This is a genomic window from Streptomyces sp. NPDC055254 (assembly GCF_053606025.1).
This window is the reverse complement of sequence record NZ_JBSGQV010000022.1, coordinates 39,103-58,808: the sequence shown is the minus strand read 5'-3', so window position 1 is coordinate 58,808 and position 19,706 is coordinate 39,103. Positions and strand designations below refer to the sequence as shown.

Below are 19,706 nucleotides of genomic sequence, written 5' to 3'. Positions count from 1 at the left end.
GCACGAGGGGCGGGCGCCGACCGGCACCCGCCCCTCGCCCGTCCGTCGCCCGCGCGGGTCAGCCGCGCAGCTCCTCGGCGACCAGCTCGGCGATCTGGACGGCGTTCAGGGCGGCGCCCTTGCGGAGGTTGTCGTTCGACAGGAACAGCGCGAGCCCGTTCTCCACGGTCTCGTCGGCCCGGATGCGGCCCACGTAGGAGGCGTCCTTGCCCGCGGCCTGGAGGGGGGTCGGGATCTCGGAGAGCTCGACGCCGGGGGCGTCACCCAGCAGCTCGTAGGCGCGCTCGACGCTGATCGGGCGCTCGAAGCGGACGTTGACCTGGAGGGAGTGGCCGGAGTAGACCGGGACGCGCACGCAGGTGCCGGAGACCTTGAGCTCCGGGATCTCCAGGATCTTGCGGGACTCGTTGCGGAGCTTCTGCTCCTCGTCCGTCTCGAAGGAGCCGTCGTCGACCAGGTTGCCCGCGAGGGGGACCACGTTGTAGGCGATCGGGCGCTTGTAGACGCCCGGCTCGGGGAAGGCGACGGCCCCGCCGTCGAAGGTCAGCTGGTCGGCCGCCTCCGACACGGCGCACGCCTGGGCCTTGAGCTCGGCGACACCGGCCAGGCCCGAGCCGGACACGGCCTGGTAGGTGGTGGCGATCAGCGCGGTCAGGCCGGCCTCGTCGTGCAGCGGGCGCAGCACCGGCATCGCGGCCATGGTGGTGCAGTTCGGGTTCGCGATGATGCCCTTGGGGCGGTTCTTGATCGCGTGCGGGTTGACCTCGGAGACGACGAGGGGGACCTCGGGGTCCCTGCGCCAGGCGGAGGAGTTGTCGATCACGACCGCGCCCTGCGAGGCGACCTTCTCGGCCAGGGCCTTGGAGGTGGCGCCGCCCGCCGAGAAGAGCACGATGTCCAGGCCGGAGTAGTCGGCCGTCGAGGCGTCCTCGATGGTGATCTCCCGGCCCTCCCACTCGAGGGTGGAGCCCGCGGAGCGGGCCGAGGCGAACAGCCGCAGCTCGTCCACCGGGAACTTCCGCTCGGCGAGGATGCCGCGCATGACTCCGCCGACCTGTCCGGTGGCTCCGACGATTCCGACCCTCACGGTGACTCCTTCGATACGTACGACGCGAGCGCGCGTGAGGCCATCATGCGTTCGACCCCACGAGCCTTGTCCAATCCATTGTCCGAGGAACGGACAGTGTCCTGATCGCGAACGGGCGTGAGGAGCGCGTGGCGGCCGTGTCGCAGGTCCGGCGAACGTCCGTTTTGCCTGCTCGGGGCTGGTCGTGGGGGAGAACAGGAGGGGGCGGTGCTCCGCGCGAGCACCGCCCCCTCCGCCGTTCCGCTACCGGGTTACGGCAGGACCTTCTCGATCTGCACGCTGCCGGTGCCGGCGGCGGTGCCGCGGGCGTTCAGCAGCTGGACCTGGCCGAAGAACTGCCGGCCCTCGGGGGCCGCGCTGCTGACCAGGACGTTCGCCGAGACCTGCGCGGTGGCGCCGGTGGCGAGGTTCACCGCGGCGTTCTCGTCGACCTGGACGGAGCCCAGGGCGGCCGAGAAGTACACGTCGCGGTAGTCGTACGCGGTGGAGCCGGACGGGATCGCGTAGCCGAACACCTCGATGGTGTAGGTGCCGGCGGCCGGGTTGACCAGGCTCACGGCCTCCTCGGAGTCGCCGTCGGCGGAGGAGCCGACCTTGACGCCGTCCTTGTACACGTCCAGGTCGAGGTCGGCGCCCGTGTCGGACGTCTTGCCGATCGCGATGTCGAGGCGGGAGACGCCCGCACCGATCGTGACCTCGGTGGTGTGGGTCTCACCGGCGGCGATGGTCGGCTTGGCGACCTTCGCCGAGCCGAGCGGGCCGCCCTTGAGCTTGCCGCCCGCGATGGCCGCGGCGTCGTTCTTGACGGTCCACTGGACCGGCGCCGGGGTGCCGGGCTTGACCTCGGGCAGGACCTTGACCGCGGGGTCGAAGGCCGCGCCGAGCACGGAGACGTCCAGCTTGTACGGGTTGTCGAGCAGCGGCGACGTACGGCGCGACTCGACCTCGATCTCCCAGACGCCCGGCTGCGGGTCGGTGTACGAGCGCAGGTCGGGGCGGCAGGCGTTCGCCGGGTTGTCGTAGTTCGGGTAGCACTGGGTCGTCGCGCTGTCCTCGACGCCCAGGCCGTACGGGTGGATCGAGATGAAGCGGGTCTGGCTGCCGGGCTGCAGACCGCCGAGGGCGACCTCCAGGGTCTTGGCGCCCGGGGGCACGGTCACGAAGTACGACTTGTGGCTGTTGCGCTGGACGGACGACGTGTCCGACAGCGTGAAGGACGGCTTCGCCAGCGGGGTCGCCGCGACGACGGTCGCCAGGATCTGCTTGTCGATGCCCTCGGTGGTCTCGTCGTCCAGCTGCAGGATGCCGCTGTGGACGCCGCCCGAGGTGGCCTTGGCCTCGACCTTGATGGTGACGGGCTTGTTCAGCGGCAGGGTGACGTAGTCGTAGCCGCCGAGGACCTTGAAGGTGCCGTCGTTGTTGCGCCAGCTCAGGTCGTGCCGGGTGCCGTACTTGACGCCCGTGGTGCGGGTGACGACGACGTCGTAGACCTTCTTCTGGCCGACCTTGAGGCCGCCCTCGCGGTCGTAGAGGCCGGTGCCGAAGCCCGGGGTCTTCAGGAACTGGTCGATCGCGGTGTCGACCGGGGCCTTGACGGTGAAGTCGTTGGCCTTGGCGTCACGCTGGATGGACTCCCACGCGTCGACGATGTTGATGAGACCGGCGCCCTGGGCGTGCGCCGGGACACCGTCGATCTTCTTCGCCGTGCTGGTGAGGGCGATCCGCAGACCGGCCGGCTTCAGCGCGATGTTCGCCTGCTTGGCGGCCGAGATGAGCAGCGCACCGGCGCCCGCGGCCTGCGGCGAGGACATCGAGGTGCCCTGGAGCATCGCGTAGCCGGGCGGCAGGGCGTAGCCCGCCTCCTTCACCGGCGAGCCCGGGATCCAGGTCTGCGCGGTGTTGATGGCGGCGCCGGGGGCCGTGATGGTCGGCGTGAAGCCGCCGTCCTCGCGCGGGCCGCGCGAGGAGAAGGGGAACATGTTGTACTTCTTGGCCACGCCCGAGCCGTAGTTGGCGGCCCAGGTCTCCTTGGAGACCGCCGCGCCCACGGAGAGCACCTTGTCCGCCAGGCCGGGGTCACCGATGGTGTTGACGCCCGGGCCCTCGTTGCCCGCCGAGATGACGAGCTGGACGCCGTACTTGTCGATCAGGTTGGAGTAGAGCTCCGAGCGGGCGTTGTTGCCGTCGTTGAGCGCCGGCAGGCCGCCGATGGACATGTTGACGATGTCCACGCCGCGGTTGACGACGAGGTCGATCATGCCCTCGGTCAGCGCGATGTTGGTGCAGCCGCCGGTCCAGGTGCAGGCGCGCGAGGAGACGAGCTTGGCGCCGGGGGCGGCGCCGTTCATCTTGCCGCCGAAGAGGCTGTTGGCGGCGGTGATGCCCGCGACGTGCGTGCCGTGCGTGCCCTCGATGATGCCGATGTTGACGAAGTCGGCCTTCTTGCCGACCCAGTCCCCGCCCAGCGGGTCCATCGGGACGTCCTTGCGGATCTCGATCACGAACGGGATGCGCTCGACGACGGGGGTCGCCGGGTTGTCCGTGCCGAAGTAGCCGATCTGGTAGCCGTCCTTGTACGGCTTCATCGGCTCGTTGTTCGTGAAGTCGAGGTCCTGGTCGGTGTCGACGCGCACGGTGCCGGTCGCCGGGTCGTACAGCATGCCGAACCGGTCGGTGGTGTCGCCGTCGCGGTTGACGTCGCCGGCCATGTCGCCGTTCGCGGTGATCGACTCGGTGAAGCGGCTCCACTGGAACGAGCCCGCGGGGGCCTTCCAGTCCGAACCGCCCGCGGCGAACGTGCCGCCGGTGACCGGGGTGATCTGCGCGCGCCAGGTGGCGTCGTTGTCGGTGATCGGGTCCGTGGCCGTGACCCAGTCGACGATCTTGCGCTCGCCGGTGGTGGTCGTCTGCAGCGACGGGTGGCCGAGGTCGACACCCGAGTCCATGATGCCGATGGTCACGCCGCGGCCGTCGGCCGTCGGGTTCTCCTTGACGAAGTCCACCGCACCGGTCTCGAAGGACGGGTTGTACGGGTTCTTCGCCGGGGTGTTCGCGTCCGGCGCCGGGTAGGTCTCGGCGGCGGTGCGCTTGGCCGTGCCGGTCTCGCGGTCGGAGTCCGGGCGCGGGTCAGGCAGCTGGATCTCGTGGCGCAGGTCGATCCCGTGCACCGAGTTCAGCTTGACGGCCGCCCTGAGCGCGGCGTCCGCCTTGTCGGTGGGCAGGGTGGCACGCACGTAGCCGAGGTCGTCGTACGTGCGGCCCACCGAGGCGCCCTCGACGGCGTCGAGCTGCTCGGCGACCTGCTCGGTCTGGCCCGGGGCGGTCGCGACCATGACGGTGACGGTCTTGTCGCCCTTGGTCTTGGCCTCCTGGAGCAGCTCGGCATCCGCCGAACCGAGCTTCTGATCGGCCGACTTGACGGGCGCGGACGCCGGCGGGGTGTCGGCGATGCCCGCGGCGAACGCGGGCACGGCCCCGGTGGCGCAGAGCGCGGCCACGAGGCCCGCGGCTGCCGCGATACGGGCCACACGTCTGGCCGAGGGTATCGCCCCGGGCGTGGAGCTGGGGGATTCGAGGGTCATCAGCATCCCTGGTAAGTGAAAGAAACGGTCCGGATTTCGGTGCCGGATGACCGGTCAGCTTGTCGCAAGTGACAGCCCCGTGGGGACAGTTGTCATCGAACGAGACCTGCCGTGGCGGACTCCCGCCAGCGCGAGGTATGCGCCAGTGCGCCCGTACCGGGGCATGCGGGGGCGAAACGCAGGGGTCGAGGAGTGGATTTGTAGACTCTGCGGCCGCACGTGGACACCGGAGCGGCGCCGGGCCCCGGTGCGGGTGTGACAGATTTCGTGCGCTCAGCGCTCGCGCGTGCGCGCGTAGTGGCGCGAGGCCTTCGCCCGGTTTCCGCAGGCGGCCATCGAGCACCAGCGCCGGGTGCCGTTGCGCGAGACGTCGAAGAAGTGCAGGACGCAGCTCTCGGACGCGCACGCGCGGATCCGTTCGGGCGCCGAGCCCAGCAGCCCGAGGTAGTCGCGGGCCGCGAGCCAGGCGGGACCCCAGGCGGGATCGTCGAACTCGGCGCGTTCGCCGGGGCCCTCGGCGGTCAGGGTGGCGCGGATGCGGCCGTGCTCCAAGACGGCGTCGACCAGGGCGCGCGCGCTCTCGTCGGCGGGGTCCGCCACCGCGCGGGCCAGCGCCTCGCGGGCGGTCAGCAGGTGGATCAGGGTCGGGGCGTCCGCGCGGAACCGGCCGGCCAGCCCGACGCTCTCCAGCCAGACCGCGACCCCCTCCACCCGGCTCAGCCCGGCGGCGCCCGCGAAGAGGTCCAGCGGTCCCCCCTCGGCGACCCAGCGCGTGTTGAGGAGGTCGAGGGCGACCGGCTCCCCGGTCAGGGGTCGTGGATCCGCCGCCGCTGCCATGCCCGCACCCCTTCGCGCCCGTCGCTAACCCCTCAAGAATACGTGACCGGTTGACGCCTCATCCTCTAACCCTTAACGTGGGTATGAAAGGTTAGTCATTTCGAAGGGGGAACCGTCATGACCGCGCTCCGCACCGGCCACGTGGGCCTGAACGTCACCGACCTGCACCGCTCGCTCGCCTTCTACACCGACCTGCTCGGATTCGAGTCGCTCGCCGAGGGCAAGGAGGAGGGCCGCCGCTTCGCCCTCCTCGGCCGTGACGGCGAGCTGGTCCTGACCCTCTGGCAGCAGGCCGACGGCGCGTTCGCGCCCGCCGCGGCGGGGCTGCACCACCTGGCGTTCTCGGTGGGCACGATCGAGGAGGTGGGGGAGTACGAGGAGCGGCTGCGCGGCGTGGGCGTGGACTTCGCCTACGACGGGGTCGTCGCGCACGGCGAGGGCGCGGCCTCCGGCGGCATCTTCTTCCACGACCCCGACGGCATCCGGCTGGAAATCTCCGCCCCGACCGGCGCCGAGGGTGCGCCCGCACCCGTCGAAGCGGCCCCGACCTGCGGGTTCTTCTAATGCCCGGCGTCTACCACCGGGGCTCGCTGGCCGTGCAGGAGCGGGTCGGCGTACGCGAGCTCGCCGAGCACGTCGGCCGTTCGATCGGTACGGGCATCCGTGACGTCGCCGCGGCCTTCCTGGAACTCCAGCCCCAGCTGGTGGTCGGGGCCGCCGACGGCGCGGGCCGCCTGTGGGCCTCCCTGCTCACCGGCGCGCCCGGTTTCGTACGGGCCACCGGGCCGGACCGGATCGCGGTCGCGGGCGGTCCGCCGGCGGGCGATCCGCTCGCCGGGGCCCTGGCCGAGGACGGCACCCGGGTGGGGACGATCGCGCTCGATCCGCGGACCCGGCGCCGGATGCGGCTGAACGGGACCCTGGAGGTGACCGCGAGGGGATTCGCGGTCCGGGCCGAGCAGGTCTTCGCCAACTGCCCCAAGTACCTGCAGCGGCGCGATCCCTTGGACGCGGCCGAGGCGGGCCCCGGTGTCCTGCGGCGCGGGGAGGCGCTCACCCCGGGCCAGGCGCGGGCCGTCGGCCGCGCCGACACGTTCTTCGTGGCCACCGCGGCGGACGGGGGCCGGGTCGACGCCAGCCACCGGGGCGGCCTGCCGGGCTTCGTGGAGGTGGTGTCGCCGGGCGAGCTGACCTGGCCGGACTATCCGGGCAACGCGATGTTCCTGACCCTCGGGAACCTCGCGGTGGACCCGCGTGCCGGACTGCTCCTCCCGGACTGGGAGAGCGGAGCCCTCCTGCAGCTGAGCGGCCGGGCCCGGACGGAGTTCGGGGCCGACGGGAGCCGCGGTGTCCGCTTCCGCGTGGAATCGGTGGTGGAGAGCCTCCACCCGGGAAGACTGCGCTGGAGCGCGCCGGAGTACTCGCCGGCGAACCCTCCGCTGCCGGGACCGGTTCCTCACCGGGGCAGCACGACCAGGTAGGCGGCGGGATCGCGGTCGTCGGACGCCGTCAGGGCGGTCCGCACGACCGCGGCCTGCTGCTCGGGCCAGTCGCGGAGCTTGCGCGGAGTGATGTGGATGACGGTCACCCCGAGCCGCTCCAGCGTCTCCCGCTTGCGGACGCACTCCGACCACTGCTCGTCCTCGCCCTGGCGCGGGGCGCGGGTGTCGATCTCCAGGGCGACCGAGTGCTCGGGCCAGAAGGCGTCGACCCCGCCGAGGTGGGGGCCGCCGGGCAGCCGCAGGTCCACGTTCCAGACCGGCTCGGGGAGGTCGTAGCCCCGTACGAGGTGGTACAGCCGGTCCTCGGCCATGGCCCGGCCCTCCGCGAGGAGGGACTCGACCGCGTCGACCACGTGCGGCCGGTTCAGCAGCCGGGCGACCGTCAACTCCCTTACGACGGAGGCCGGTTCGCAGTGCCCGCCCCGGACGGCCTCGCTGAGCAGGCGGCGCACCGTACCGGCGTCGGACAGCTGGGCGACGGCGTCGGCGAGGGCCCGCGCCACGGGCGCCACCGGCAGCCCCGTCACCTCCTGGGACCGGGGCGGCGTGTGCGACCGTACGATCCGCACGTCCCCGGCCGGGCGCAGCCGCCGGGTGCCGGGCACCAGCACGTCGATGTGCGACACGGCGAGCAGGGCGGGCGCGGAGGTGAAGCGGTACAGCGCGAGCGCCGCCAACCCGGTGATCATGGCCTCGCGGCTGCCGCCGCGGTTCGCGTACAGCAGCGCGGCGTGCAGCCGCTCCTCGCTCGTCGCGGGCCCGGAGTGGAGCAGGAACACGCCCGGCAGGATCTGCCGCCAGGGCCGCTCGGCGGCGTCGGAGGCGGTCACGCCGTGCTCGCGCAGCTGGGCGAGGGTCAGCACGCGGGGGCGGCTGCCGGTGAGGTGGGCGAGGGGGAAGGGTGCGTTGTGGTTCATGACGCGGTGATTCCCTCGGGCCGTGGCCTCGCTAACCCCTGTTACACGCTCGTCGGCAAATCCGGACAAGCCGGGGCTAAAGTACGGGCGTTCGACTGCCGATGAGGTGCCCCGGCCGGGCCGCCCCCATCGCCGCCGGATCTCCGCGCCGCGCCGGCGGTCGAGGCCGGGGGCCGGGGGAGCCCCGGCCCCCGGCGGGTCAGGCGGAGGCCGCGTCGCAGGACTGGGCGCGCAGCGCCCGGGCCAGGTCGTCGCGGGCCTCCAGCACCAGCCGCCGCAGCGCGGGCGCGGCGTCCGGGTGGGCGGACAGCCAGGCGTCGGTCGCCGCGACCGTGGCCGCGTCGTCCTGGAGCGCCGGGTACAGCCCCTTCACCACGTCGATGCCGATCTGGATCGACCGGTCCGCCCACACGCGCTCGATCACCTCGAAGTAGCGCCCCGCGTACGGCGCCAGCAGGTCCCGCTGGGAGGGCTGCTGCATGCCCGCGATCGTCGCCTCCACCAGCGCGTTCGACAGGGCGTCCGACTCGACCACCGCCGCCCACGCCTGGTCCTTCACCGCCGCCGACGGCCGAGCCGCCAGGCACCGCACCTGGTGGCGCTTGCCCGAGGCCGTGTCGTCGCGCGCCAGTTCGGCCGCGAGCACGCCCTCGTCCACCGCGCCGCGCGCCGCCAGCGGCAGCAGGAAGTCCCAGCGCAGCTCCTGGTCCACCACCAGCCCGTCGATCCGGGCGGAGCCCTCCAGCAGGCCCATCAGCAGTTGGAAGTCGCCCTCCGTGGCCGCGCACGCCGCGAAGAAGCGGGCCCACGTCAGCTGGTGCTCCGACCCCGGCTCCGCCAGCCGCAGCTCGTGCAGCGCCCCCGCCGCCAGCTCCCGGCCGCCCTGCTCGCGCCACTCCGGCGCCGCGTAGTGGGTGACCGAGGTCAGCGCCTGGGCGTGCAGCATCTGCAGGACGCCGACGTCCGTCTCCCGGCCCGCGTGCGCCAGTACCAGGGAGACGAAGTCGCGGGCCGGCATCAGGCCGTCGCGCGTCAGGTTCCACAGCGCCGACCAGCAGAGCGCCCGCGCCAGCGGGTCCGTGAGGTCGCCCAGGTGGGAGCGGAGCGTGGCCAGCGAGACCTCGTCGAAGCGCATCTTGCAGTACGTCAGGTCCTCGTCGTTGACCAGGACCAGGTCGGGCCGTTCCAGCCCCGCCAGCTCCCGGACGGCCGTCCGCGTCCCCGCCACGTCCACCGCGGCCCGCGCGTACCGGACCAGCGCCCCGTCGGCCTCCAGCCGGTACAGGCCGACCGCCACCCGGTGCGGGCGGCCCGCCGACGGAGTCGGCCCACCGGGCAGGACGGTCCCCTCCTGGAGCACCGCCAGCTCCGTCACGCGCCCGCCCGCGTCGCAGGTCACCACCGGCGTGAGCGCGTTCACGCCGGCCGTCTGCAGCCAGGCCCGCGACCACTCGGCCATGTCCCGCCCGGAGACCTCCGCGAGCACCGACAGCAGGTCGTCCAGGGTGGTGTTCCCGTACGCGTGGGCCTTGAAGTAGCGGCGCGCGCCCTCCAGGAACGCCTCCCGCCCGACGTAGGCGACCAGCTGCTTGAGCACGGCCGCGCCCTTGGCGTACGTGATCCCGTCGAAGTTCAGCTTGGCGTCCTCCAGGTCACGGATGTCGGCCGTGATCGGGTGCGTGGACGGCAGTTGGTCGGCCCGGTAGGCCCACGCCTTGCGGCTGTTGGCGAAGGTGACCCACGCCTGGTCGAAGCGGGTGGCCTCGACGAGCCCGAAGGAGCCCATGAAGTCGGCGAAGGACTCCTTCAACCACAGGTCGTCCCACCACTTCATGGTGACCAGGTCGCCGAACCACATGTGCGCCATCTCGTGCAGGATGACGTTCGCGCGCCGCTCGTAGGAGGCCTGCGTGACCTTGCCGCGGAAGATGTACTCCTCGCGGAAGGTCACCATCCCCGGGTTCTCCATCGCGCCCAGGTTGTACTCCGGCACGAAGGCCTGGTCGTACTTCCCGAAGGGGTAGGGGTAGTCGAAGATCTCGTGGAAGAGGTCGAAGCCCTGCTTGGTGACCAGGAAGATGTCGTCCGCGTCGAAGTGCTTCGCCAGCCCCTTGCGGCACATCGCGCCCAGCGGGATCGTCAGGTCCCCGCGCGTGTACGAATCCGTCACGTAGTGGTACGGGCCCGCGACCACGCAGGTGATGTACGTGGAGATCGGCGCGGTCTCGGCGAAGCGCCAGTGCCCGCCCTCCCGCGACTGCTCGGCGCCGTTGCTCCACACCTGCCAGCCCTCGGGCGCGGTCACCTCGAAGCGGTACGGGGCCTTGAGGTCCGGCTGCTCGAAGTTCGCGTACACCCGCCGGGCGTCCGCCGGCTCGTACTGGGTGTACAGGTAGACCTCGCCGTCCTCCGGGTCCACGAAGCGGTGCAGGCCCTCGCCCGTCCGGCTGTAGGCGCAGTTCGCGTCCACCACCAGGACGTTCTCGGCGGCCAGCCCGTCCAGCGCGATCCGCGACCCGTCGAAGACGGCGCCGGTGTCGAGCGCGCGGCCGTTGAGGGTGACGGAGTTCACGGAAGGCGCGATCAGGTCCGCGAAGGTGGCGGCGTGGGGAGACGAGGCCCGGAAGCGGATCGTCGTCACCGAGCGGAAGGTACGGGGACCCTCGGCCGGTTCGGCCTCGTCCACCGCCGAGCGGACGTCGAGGACGACCTCGTACGCGTCGACGGACAGCAGCTCGGCCCGCTCACGGGCCTCGTCGCGGGACAGGTTCTCTCCGGGCACGTGCACTCCTTCGTGCGGCGATCGCGTTCTTCCGACGAATCCTCGCACGGCGGGAATGCGTGCGGTCCCTGCCTGGTTGGCGACGGAGAACGTGAGCCGGTGCCGCCCTTCGTCCACCGATCGCGCTGATTCGCTGACGCTGGTCCCACTGAACCGACTGTTGTGACTGAGGAGAGACATGACCGACACCCAGGTGCGCGAGAAGACCCCGGTCGACTTCTGGTTCGACCCGCTCTGCCCGTGGGCTTGGATGACCTCCCGCTGGATGGTGGAGGTCGAGAAGGTGCGCGACGTCGAAGTCCGCTGGCACGTGATGAGCCTGGCCGTGCTCAACGAGAACAAGCTCCACGAGCTGCCGGAGGTCTACCGCGAGCTGCTCGGCGTCAAGGGCTGGGCCCCGGTGCGCGTGGTGACGGCGGCTCAGCAGAAGCACGGTGACGAGATCACCGGCAAGCTCTACACCGCGCTCGGCACCAAGATCCACAACGAGGGCCGGGGCCCGACCCGCGAGGTCATCGCCGCCGCCCTGGAAGAGGTCGGCCTGCCGGCCGAGCTGCTCGCGTACGCCGACTCCGACGAGTACGACGAGGTGCTGCGCGCCTCCCACAACGACGGCATAGACCGGGTCGGCCAGGAGGTCGGCACGCCCGTGATCTCCGTGCCCGGCGCCGACGGCGAGGATGTGGCCTTCTTCGGTCCGGTCGTCACCCCCACCCCGCGTGGCGACGCCGCCGCCCGGCTGTGGGACGGCACCCTGCTGGTCGCCTCCACCCCCGGCTTCTACGAGATCAAGCGGACCCGTACGCAGGGCCCCTCCTTCGAGTAGCCCGTAGCCGCGGGAACGCGGAAGGCCCCCGGGAGTCACGTCCTCCCGGGGGCCTTCCGGTGAACACGCCCGCACGCGAAAGATGAGAAGACGATCACGGGGCGGACGGGTACTGAGTGCTGATCAGGCCCCGTGGGCGGGGATCAGCAGCGGGGTGTTCGCCCTGGCGTCGGCGTAGCGCCCGGCCACGTCCTGCCAGTTGACGACATTCCACATCGCCTCGATGAAGTCCACCTTCTGGTTCTTGTACTGCAGGTAGAAGGCGTGCTCCCAGGCGTCGAAGACCAGGATCGGCACCGAGGCCTGACCGACGTTGCCCTGGTGGTCGTAGACCTGCTCGACGATCAGACGGCCGCTGATGGGCTCGTACGCGAGCACGCCCCAGCCGGAGCCCTGGGTCGCGGAGGCCGCGAAGGTCAGCTGCTTCTTGAAGGCGGTGAAGGAGCCGAAGGACTCGGTGATCGCGGCCGGGAGGTCGCCCAGGCCGTCCTTCTCGTCCGGGACGCCGCCGCCCTCGCCGGTCTTGGGGCTCGCCATGTTGTGCCAGTAGATGCTGTGCAGGATGTGGCCGGAGAGGTGGAACGCCAGGTTCTTCTCCAGGCCGTTCAGCGCGCCCCAGTTCTCCTTGTCGCGCGCCTCCTCCAGCTGCTCCAGCGTGGTGTTGGCGCCCGCGACGTAGGCCGCGTGGTGTTTGTCGTGGTGCAGCTCGATGATCTGCGGGTTGATCACCGGCTCCAGCGCCGCGTAGTCGTAAGGAAGCTCAGGAAGCGTGTAGATGGCCATGCGTGTGGTCCGGTCCCCTCGGCGTGCCGACTGCTTATTGCAATCTATGCGCAACTGCACGCTAGCAGTATCTATTCCGCTGCTCAGGTAAGGGTCGGGCCGGCGACACCCTGCCTCCGTCGCGGCGACCTCCGGAACGCCGGAGGCCGGGTCCATGCGATCGCATGGACCCGGCCCGGTACCCGGTTCGAGGGGCGGTCACACGGCGCGCGCCGCCCGGCGCTGGAGCGCGTACCCCGTCAGGGCGAGGGCGACGGTCAGCCCGCCCGTGAACACGACCTGGACCCGGGTGTCCGCGCCCAGCGCCATCAGGACCAGCACCCCGGCCACCCCGGCCAGCGCGACCCAGGTCAGGTACGGGAAGCCCCACATCTTCACGACCAGCCGCCCGGGGGTCTCGCGCTCCAGCCGGCGGCGCAGTACGAGCTGGGAGACGGCGATGAACCCCCAGACGATCAGGATGACCCCGCCGACCATGTTCAGCAGCCAGGCGAACAGCGTGTCCGGGTACCAGTACGACAGCAGCACGGTGACGAAGCCGAAGCCGCAGGAGGCGAGCACCGCGCGGCGCGGCACCCGCCCGCTGACCTTGCCCAGCGCCTTCGGGCCCTGGCCCCGGGAGACGAGGGAGTACGCCATCCGGGAGGAGCCGTAGATGTTGGCGTTCATCGCGGACATCAGGGCGATCAGGATGACCACGTTCATGATCTCGCCGGCGGCCGGGATGCCCAGGCGGTCCAGGGTGGCGGCGTAGGGGCCGTCCACCGTGACCGCCGGGTCGTTCCAGGGCAGCAGGGTCACGATGACCAGCATGGAGCCGACGTAGACGATCGCGATGCGCCACATGGTGGTCCGCACCGCCCTGGCCACGCCCGAGACGGGGTTCTCGGACTCGGCGGCGGCGATGGTCACCGTCTCCAGGCCGCCGTACGCGACGACCGAGGCGAGCAGTCCGACCAGCAGGCCGTCCACCCCGTTGGGCAGGAAGCCGCCGTCGTGGAGCAGGTTGGCGGTGCCGGGGGAGCCGGCGCCGGGCAGCAGGCCGAGGACGGCAAGCACGCCCAGGGTCAGGAACAGGCCGATGGCGCCGATCTTGAGGGCGGCGAACCAGAACTCGAACTCGCCGAAGTGGGAGACGGCGGCCAGGTTCGACCCGCAGAACACGGCCATGAACACCAGCACCCACATCCACGCGGGGGTGCCGGGGAACCAGCCCGTCATGATGTGCGCCGCGCCGATGGCCTCGATGGCCACGCCCACGCACAGCAGGGTCCAGAACATCCAGCCGGCGGTGAATCCCGCCCAGGGGCCGATCGCCCGCTCCGCGTGGACCGAGAAGGAGCCGGAGGCGGGATGGGCGGCGGACATCTCGCCGAGCATCCGCATCACGAACATCACGAGCAGGCCGGACGCGGCGTACGCGAGCACGATCGAGGGGCCGGCGGCGGCGATGCCGGCGCCGGAACCGACGAAGAGCCCGGCGCCGATGACACCGCCGAGGGCGATCATCGAGAGGTGGCGCTGCTTGAGGCCGTTGCCGAGCGGATCGCCGGACTCGGCGGGTCGCGGCGTCCGCGGCTCGGGGGGCGTGAGGGTGCTGTTGCTCGGCTCATGGTGCTGCCTGTCCGGTGTGCGGGGCTGGTGCGCGGCGCCCAGTCTGCCGAGTGTCCGCTCACCGGACGCCAGGTGTCCGTTATTCGGACAGCAGCTTCACGGATGGTGATCATGTCCGTACGCTCGCCGCGACGTCGCAGCAAGCGGATCGAGGAGGCACCGGATGGGCCGGCCCGTGACGGGACTTCGTACGACCGGACGGGGCGTGCTCGTCACCGGCGCCTCCCGGGGCATCGGGCGGGCGGTCGCGGCCGCCTTCGCCCGCCAGGGCGACCGGGTGGCCGTGCACTGCTCCGCCCGGCGGGCCGACGCCGAGGAGACCCTCGCGGTACTGGAGGGGGAGGGGCACGTCCTGCTCGCCGCGGACCTGGCCGACCCGGACCGCGTCCTGGCCCTGGCGGACGAGGCGGACGAGGCGCTCGGCGGGGTGGACGTCCTGGTGAACAACGCCGCCGTGATGGTCGCGCACCCGCCGGCGGACACCTCCTACCAGGACTGGCAGGACGCCTGGCGGCGCACCGTCGACGTCAATCTGCTCGGCGCCGCCAACCTCAGCCACTGCGTCGCCCGCCGCATGATCGACGGCGGCCGCGAGGGGCGCATCGTCAACATCGGCTCGCGCGGCGCCTTCCGGGGCGAGCCCGACCACCCCGCCTACGGGGCCACCCAGGCCGCGCTGCACGCGCTCGGGCAGTGCCTCGCCGTCTCCCTGGCCCCCCACGGCATCGCCGTCGCCTCCGTCGCGCCCGGCTTCGTCGCGACCGAGCGGGTCGCGGGCCGGCTGGAGGGGCCCGAGGGCGTGGGCATCCGGGCCCAGAGCCCCTTCGGGCGGGTCGCGGACCCCGCCGAGATCGCCGCCGCCGTCCTCTACCTGGCCTCGCCCGCGGCGGCGTGGAGCTCCGGCAGCGTGCTCGACGTCAACGGGGCCTCGTACCTGCGCACCTGACCGACGGTGGGGACCCCCGCGCCGGGCACGGGGGTCCTCGGACGGGGGCCGACGGTCAGGCGGGCGCCGGCCGGCCGGCCGCGCGGGTCAGGCGGACGCGCGGTCGCGGATCTCCCGCACCCACGCCACCAGCAGGATCACGGCCGCCGCGCCGGCGGACCACAGCAATTGCGGGCGGGCCGAGTCGTCGAACAGCATCAGGACCAGCACGATCGCCATGCCGGCCAGCGCCGCCCACGTCAGGTACGGGAAGAGCCACATCTTCAGGGTCAGCTTCTCCGGCATCTCCCGCTCGATCCGGCCGCGCAGCTTCAGCTGCGAGACGGCGATCAGCGCCCACACGAACAGCAGCACCGCGCCGACCGCGTTGAGCATGTAGAGGAAGACCGTGTCCGGCCACAGCAGGTTCAGCACCACCGACACGAAGCCGAAGCTCACCGAGGCGAACACCGCGCGGCGCGGCACCCCGCCGCCCGAGACCTTGAGCAGCGCCTGCGGGGCCTCGCCCCGCTCGGCGAGCGAGAACACCATGCGCGAGGACCCGTACAGGTTCGCGTTGAGGGCCGACAGCAGTGCCACGAAGACCACGATGTTCATGATCTGGCCTGCCGCCGGGATGCCGATCGAGTCGAGGACCGCGACGTACGGGCTCTCGCCGGCCTTCATCGACTCCCACGGGAGCAGGGTCACGATGACCAGCATCGAGCCGACGTAGAAGAAGAGGATGCGCCACACGGCGCTGCGCACCGCGCGGGCCACGGACCGGGCCGGGTCGTCCGACTCGGCCGCCGCGATGGTGACGACTTCCAGGCCGCCGAAGGCGAAGACGACGGCGAGCATGCCGGCGATCACACCGCCCATGCCGTTGGGGGCGAAGCCGCCCTGGCCGGTCAGGTTCGCCATGCCGACCGGCTCGGTGTCGGGGAGCAGGCCGAAGACCGCCAGGGTGCCCAGGATCAGGAAGAGCACGATCGCGCCGACCTTGAGGGCGGCGAACCAGAACTCGAACTCGCCGAAGTTCCGCACGGCCGCCAGGTTGCTGACGGTGAAGACCACCATGAAGATCAGCACCCAGACCCACTGGTCGACGGACGGCACCCAGCCGTTCGCGATCTTGGCGGCGCCGGTCGCCTCCACGGCGAGCACGACCACCAGCAGGAACCAGTACAGCCAGCCCACCGAGAAGCCGGCCCAGCGGCCCAGCGCCCGCTCGGCGTGCACGGAGAAGGAGCCCGAGGCGGGCATCGCGGCCGACATCTCGCCGAGCATGCGCATCACCAGCATCGCGAGGATGCCGGCGAGCAGGTACGAGACGACGATCGCGGGACCGGCGAGGGTGATGCCGGCTCCGGAGCCGACGAAGAGCCCGGCGCCGATCACGCCGCCGAGGCCCAGCATGGTCAGGTGGCGCTGCTTGAGGCCGTGGCTCAAGGGTTCCAACGGCAGGTCGTCGCCCGTCCTGGGAGGTGCGTCGGGCAGGTTGTCACGCATGAGGATGCTCGTACTCTCGTTCGGCCCAGCGGCGGCGGGGGCTCCGCATCTGGATTGGCGGGACCCTACAGTCTGGCTGGGCGGCGGGCTTCCGTGCAAAACGGACGTGTTGTCGGATGTTCCCCGTGACGCGGATCACGTCAACTCAGGCGTGAACCGGAGGCTTTGTGAGGTCCCCACCAAACCGGGGAGTACGGCTTTGTGCCGAGTGGGGGTGGGACGGCGGCGGACCGCGGACTAACGTCACGGTGTCCCCCGGGGCGTCCGGTACCCGGTGTGCCGTGCGCGGACGGGGATCCGTCCTGTCACCACCACCTCGGGGAGCCTCCGTTGAGCACCGCTTCCGTCTCCTTCCGGCCCGGCGCCGTCCTCGCCGACCTGCTGCCCGCGAGCCGCGTCCGCGACATCGCGCTCGTCGTCGGCGGCGCCGCCCTGACCGGCCTGGCCGCGCAGATAGCGGTGCCCGTACCCGGCTCCCCGGTCCCGGTCACCGGCCAGACCTTCGCGGCGCTGCTCGTCGGCACCGCCTTCGGCGCCCGCCGCGGCTTCCTCGCGCTGGCCCTGTACGCCGCGCTCGGCACCGCCGGGGTGCCGTGGTTCGCGAACGGCACCTCCGGAGCGGGCGGCGCCTCCTTCGGCTACGTGCTCGGCATGCTGCTCGCCGCCACCCTCGTCGGCGCCCTCGCCCGGCGCGGTGCCGACCGCTCGGTCCTGCGTACCGCGGGCACGATGGTGCTCGGCTCCGCCGTGATCTACGCGGTCGGCGTGCCCTACCTGATGGCCGCCACCGGCATGTCGCTCGCCGCCGCCGTCGCCGCGGGCGTGATGCCGTTCCTGATCGGCGACGCCCTCAAGGCCGCCCTCGCCATGGGCGCCCTGCCGGCCGCCTGGAAGCTGGCGGGCCACCGGGGCTGACGCCCGCCGCCCGTACCTCGCGTACGTCGCGGAGACGCCGTACGTCGCGTGCGTCCCGTACGTCCCGTACGTCCCGTACCGAACACAGCAGCCCCGGACCGCGCGTGAGCGGTCCGGGGCTGCTGCCGTCTCCGTGGCCGCGGGGGCGGCCGCCGCGGCTAAGGCGGCTTCGGTGGCTGACACGGCTAGGCGCGGGCCGCGGCCTTGCGGCGCGCGTCGCGCACCACGCCGATGACGATGACCACGGCCGCCACGAGCAGCGACAGCAGGACGACCTCGCGGTTGGCGTCGTCGAAGAGCATGTAGCCCAGGACGAAGACGATCATCGCGGCGGTGGCCCAGGTCAGGTACGGGAAGAGCCACATCTTCACGGTGACCTTCTCCGGCGCCTCACGCATCAGGATCCCGCGCATCCGCAGCTGGGTCAGGCAGATGACCAGCCACACGAAGAGGGCGACCGCGCCCGAGGAGTTCAGCAGGAAGCTGAAGACCGAGTCCTTGAAGGCGTAGTTGAAGTAGACGGCGACGAAGCCGAACACCACGGAGCCCCAGATGGCGGCCGTCGGCACGCCCTTCTTGCTCACCTTGGCGAAGGCCTTCGGGGCGTCACCGCGCTCGCCCAGCGAGAACGCCATGCGGGAAGCGGTGTACAGGCCCGAGTTCAGGCAGGACAGCACGGCCGTCAGGACGATCACGTTCATGATCTGGCCGGCGTGCGCGATGCCGATCGAGTCCAGGGCGGCGACGTACGAGCCCTTCTCGACGATCGACGCGTCGTTCCACGGGAGCAGGGTGAGGACGACGAAGATCGAGCCCAAGTAGAAGACGCCGATGCGCCAGATCACCGAGTTGGTGGCCTTGGTGACCGCGCGGCGCGGGTCCTCGGACTCGCCGGCCGCCAGCGTGACGATCTCGCTGCCCATGAAGGAGAAGACGACCATCAGCACACCGGTGAGGATGGCGCCCGCGCCGTTGGGCATGAACCCGCCGGTGTCGGTCAGGTGCGCGAAGCCCGCGCCCGGGTTGTCCGAGCCGGGGAGCACGCCGAAGACCGCGAGCATGCCGATGATCACGAAGGCGCCGATGGCGACGACCTTGATGCCCGCGAACCAGAACTCGAACTCGCCGTACGAGGCGACCGAGCCGAGGTTGGTGACCGTCAGGACCACCATGACGATCAGCGCCCAGGCCCACTGCGGGACGGCCGGGACCCAGCTCTCCAGGATCACGGCGCCGGCGGTGGCTTCCACGGCCAGCACGACGACCCAGAAGAACCAGTACAGCCAGCCGATGGAGAAGCCGGCCCAGCGGCCCAGCGCCCGGTCGGCGTACGCGGAGAAGGAGCCCGAGTTCGGGCTGGCGGCGGCCATCTCACCGAGCATCCGCATCACGAAGACCACCATCGCGCCGACCAGCGCGTAGGAGACCAGGATGGCGGGGCCGGCCTTGGCGATGCCGCCACCGGAGCCGACGAAGAGTCCGGCGCCGATGACGCCGCCGATGGCGATCATGGACAGGTGGCGGTTCTTGAGACCGGCCTTCAGACCGTCGGAGGGCTGGGCGGCACCGGGTTCACCGGAGGGGTCGCCTGCCTTCTGAAGGGTCGTCGTGGAGCTCATGGACGAATCCTTAGGTTCTCGGGTTACGAGCCCCGGCATTGAAACCTGAGATGAACGCGGGACGGAAGACCCCTTTTCGGATCGTTGTCCGAGGACCATCGGCCCGGAAGGAGGTCCTGCGGTGTCCCATCTGCGTTCTTTGGGTTTACTTGAGCTTTAGAAGTGACTTACGCGACACCCGCTGCGGGCCTGCGGGTCTCCTCGTGCCACACTCGTCCCATGCGCGTGTACCTCGGATCCGACCATGCCGGCTTTGAGCTCAAGAACCACCTCGTGGACTGGCTCAAGAACAACGGCCACGAGCCCGTCGACTGTGGCCCCCACATCTACGACGCGGTGGACGACTACCCGCCGTTCTGCCTGCGTGCCGCGGAGAAGACCGCCGCGGACCCGGACAGCCTCGGCATCGTGATCGGCGGATCCGGCAACGGGGAGCAGATCGCCGCGAACAAGGTCAAGGGCGTGCGGGCCGTACTGGCCTGGAGCGTGCAGACCGCCCAGCTCGGGCGCGAGCACAACAACGCCAACGTGATCTCGGTCGGCGGCCGCATGCACACCCAGGACGAGGCCGTCAGCTTCATCGAGGCCTTCCTGGCGACGCCGTACTCCGACGAGGAGCGTCACACGCGCCGCATCGAGATGCTCTCCGCCTACGAGCGCACCGGCGAGCTCCCCCCCATCCCCGCCCACCACCCGCAGGGCTGATTTCTCCGCTCGGCCGTGGCCCCCCGGGGTTCCCGCCGGGCCGCCCCGTGGGGGGGGGGCCCCGCTACCCCGCCCAGGAGCACCCCCCCGGCCCCGGGGCC

Annotated in this window: 15 protein-coding genes; 6 read left to right on the top strand and 9 right to left on the bottom strand. The window is 71.6% G+C overall.

Going from position 1 to position 19,706, the window contains the following annotated elements:
* Positions 1-58 precede the first annotated feature (58 nt).
* The 3 genes from ACWFQ8_RS21190 to ACWFQ8_RS21180 all read right to left on the bottom strand — a co-directional run bounded on the left by ACWFQ8_RS21190 (position 59) and on the right by ACWFQ8_RS21180 (position 5,505).
* Positions 59-1,087, bottom strand: a complete 1,029-nt coding sequence (locus ACWFQ8_RS21190; protein ID WP_453787801.1) for an aspartate-semialdehyde dehydrogenase — start codon at positions 1,085-1,087, stop codon at positions 59-61.
* Positions 1,088-1,338: 251 nt separating this feature from the next.
* On the bottom strand, positions 1,339-4,668 hold the full coding sequence (locus ACWFQ8_RS21185; protein ID WP_453787800.1) for a S8 family serine peptidase: 3,330 nt from the start codon (positions 4,666-4,668) through the stop codon (positions 1,339-1,341).
* A 273-nt stretch (positions 4,669-4,941) separates the two neighbouring features.
* On the bottom strand, positions 4,942-5,505 hold the full coding sequence (locus tag ACWFQ8_RS21180; RefSeq protein ID WP_453787799.1) for a CGNR zinc finger domain-containing protein: 564 nt from the start codon (positions 5,503-5,505) through the stop codon (positions 4,942-4,944).
* A 117-nt stretch (positions 5,506-5,622) separates the two neighbouring features.
* Here ACWFQ8_RS21180 and ACWFQ8_RS21175 point away from each other — a divergent pair, with 117 nt between their 5' ends.
* Together ACWFQ8_RS21175 and ACWFQ8_RS21170 are read left to right on the top strand one after the other, a co-directional pair.
* A complete protein-coding gene (locus ACWFQ8_RS21175) occupies positions 5,623-6,069 on the top strand; it encodes a VOC family protein (protein WP_453787798.1) in 447 nt (148 codons plus the stop codon).
* Positions 6,069-6,986 carry a pyridoxamine 5'-phosphate oxidase family protein gene (locus tag ACWFQ8_RS21170; RefSeq protein WP_453787797.1) on the top strand — a complete coding sequence of 306 codons (918 nt, stop codon included), beginning with the start codon at positions 6,069-6,071 and terminating at the stop codon, positions 6,984-6,986. Before ACWFQ8_RS21175 ends, ACWFQ8_RS21170 begins: the two co-directional genes overlap by 1 nt.
* On the opposite strand, the gene ACWFQ8_RS21165 is transcribed toward ACWFQ8_RS21170, so the two are convergent.
* Both ACWFQ8_RS21165 and pepN read right to left on the bottom strand, forming a co-directional pair.
* On the bottom strand, positions 6,962-7,924 hold the full coding sequence (locus tag ACWFQ8_RS21165; protein WP_453787796.1) for a hypothetical protein: 963 nt from the start codon (positions 7,922-7,924) through the stop codon (positions 6,962-6,964). The two genes, ACWFQ8_RS21170 and ACWFQ8_RS21165, sit on opposite strands and share 25 nt — an antisense overlap.
* A gap of 199 nt (positions 7,925-8,123) precedes the next feature.
* The gene (pepN, locus tag ACWFQ8_RS21160) at positions 8,124-10,706 is read right to left on the bottom strand and encodes an aminopeptidase N (RefSeq protein WP_453787795.1); all 2,583 of its coding nucleotides are present in this window, start codon (positions 10,704-10,706) and stop codon (positions 8,124-8,126) included.
* A gap of 178 nt (positions 10,707-10,884) precedes the next feature.
* Between pepN and ACWFQ8_RS21155 the strand changes: the two genes are divergently transcribed.
* Entirely contained in the window at positions 10,885-11,532 is a 648-nt protein-coding gene (locus ACWFQ8_RS21155) for a mycothiol-dependent nitroreductase Rv2466c family protein (protein ID WP_453787794.1), read from the top strand.
* Between the two features lie 123 nt (positions 11,533-11,655).
* Here ACWFQ8_RS21155 and ACWFQ8_RS21150 read toward each other — a convergent pair whose 3' ends face one another.
* Together ACWFQ8_RS21150 and ACWFQ8_RS21145 are read right to left on the bottom strand one after the other, a co-directional pair.
* Positions 11,656-12,315, bottom strand: coding sequence for a superoxide dismutase (locus ACWFQ8_RS21150; RefSeq protein ID WP_453787793.1), 660 nt, complete (start codon positions 12,313-12,315; stop codon positions 11,656-11,658).
* A 198-nt stretch (positions 12,316-12,513) separates the two neighbouring features.
* A complete protein-coding gene (locus tag ACWFQ8_RS21145; RefSeq protein WP_453787841.1) occupies positions 12,514-13,971 on the bottom strand; it encodes an amino acid permease in 1,458 nt (485 codons plus the stop codon).
* Between the two features lie 121 nt (positions 13,972-14,092).
* Here ACWFQ8_RS21145 and ACWFQ8_RS21140 point away from each other — a divergent pair, with 121 nt between their 5' ends.
* Complete coding sequence (locus tag ACWFQ8_RS21140) at positions 14,093-14,875, top strand: SDR family NAD(P)-dependent oxidoreductase (protein WP_453787792.1); 783 nt, start codon at positions 14,093-14,095, stop codon at positions 14,873-14,875.
* A gap of 87 nt (positions 14,876-14,962) precedes the next feature.
* On the opposite strand, the gene ACWFQ8_RS21135 is transcribed toward ACWFQ8_RS21140, so the two are convergent.
* On the bottom strand, positions 14,963-16,366 hold the full coding sequence (locus ACWFQ8_RS21135; protein WP_453787791.1) for an amino acid permease: 1,404 nt from the start codon (positions 16,364-16,366) through the stop codon (positions 14,963-14,965).
* A 330-nt stretch (positions 16,367-16,696) separates the two neighbouring features.
* Between ACWFQ8_RS21135 and ACWFQ8_RS21130 the strand changes: the two genes are divergently transcribed.
* A complete protein-coding gene (locus ACWFQ8_RS21130) occupies positions 16,697-17,281 on the top strand; it encodes a biotin transporter BioY (RefSeq protein WP_453787790.1) in 585 nt (194 codons plus the stop codon).
* 185 nt (positions 17,282-17,466) lie between these two features.
* On the opposite strand, the gene ACWFQ8_RS21125 is transcribed toward ACWFQ8_RS21130, so the two are convergent.
* On the bottom strand, positions 17,467-18,900 hold the full coding sequence (locus ACWFQ8_RS21125) for an amino acid permease (protein ID WP_453787789.1): 1,434 nt from the start codon (positions 18,898-18,900) through the stop codon (positions 17,467-17,469).
* A gap of 219 nt (positions 18,901-19,119) precedes the next feature.
* Here ACWFQ8_RS21125 and ACWFQ8_RS21120 point away from each other — a divergent pair, with 219 nt between their 5' ends.
* The gene (locus tag ACWFQ8_RS21120) at positions 19,120-19,605 is read left to right on the top strand and encodes a ribose-5-phosphate isomerase (RefSeq protein WP_384538857.1); all 486 of its coding nucleotides are present in this window, start codon (positions 19,120-19,122) and stop codon (positions 19,603-19,605) included.
* Positions 19,606-19,706: the final 101 nt, after the last annotated feature.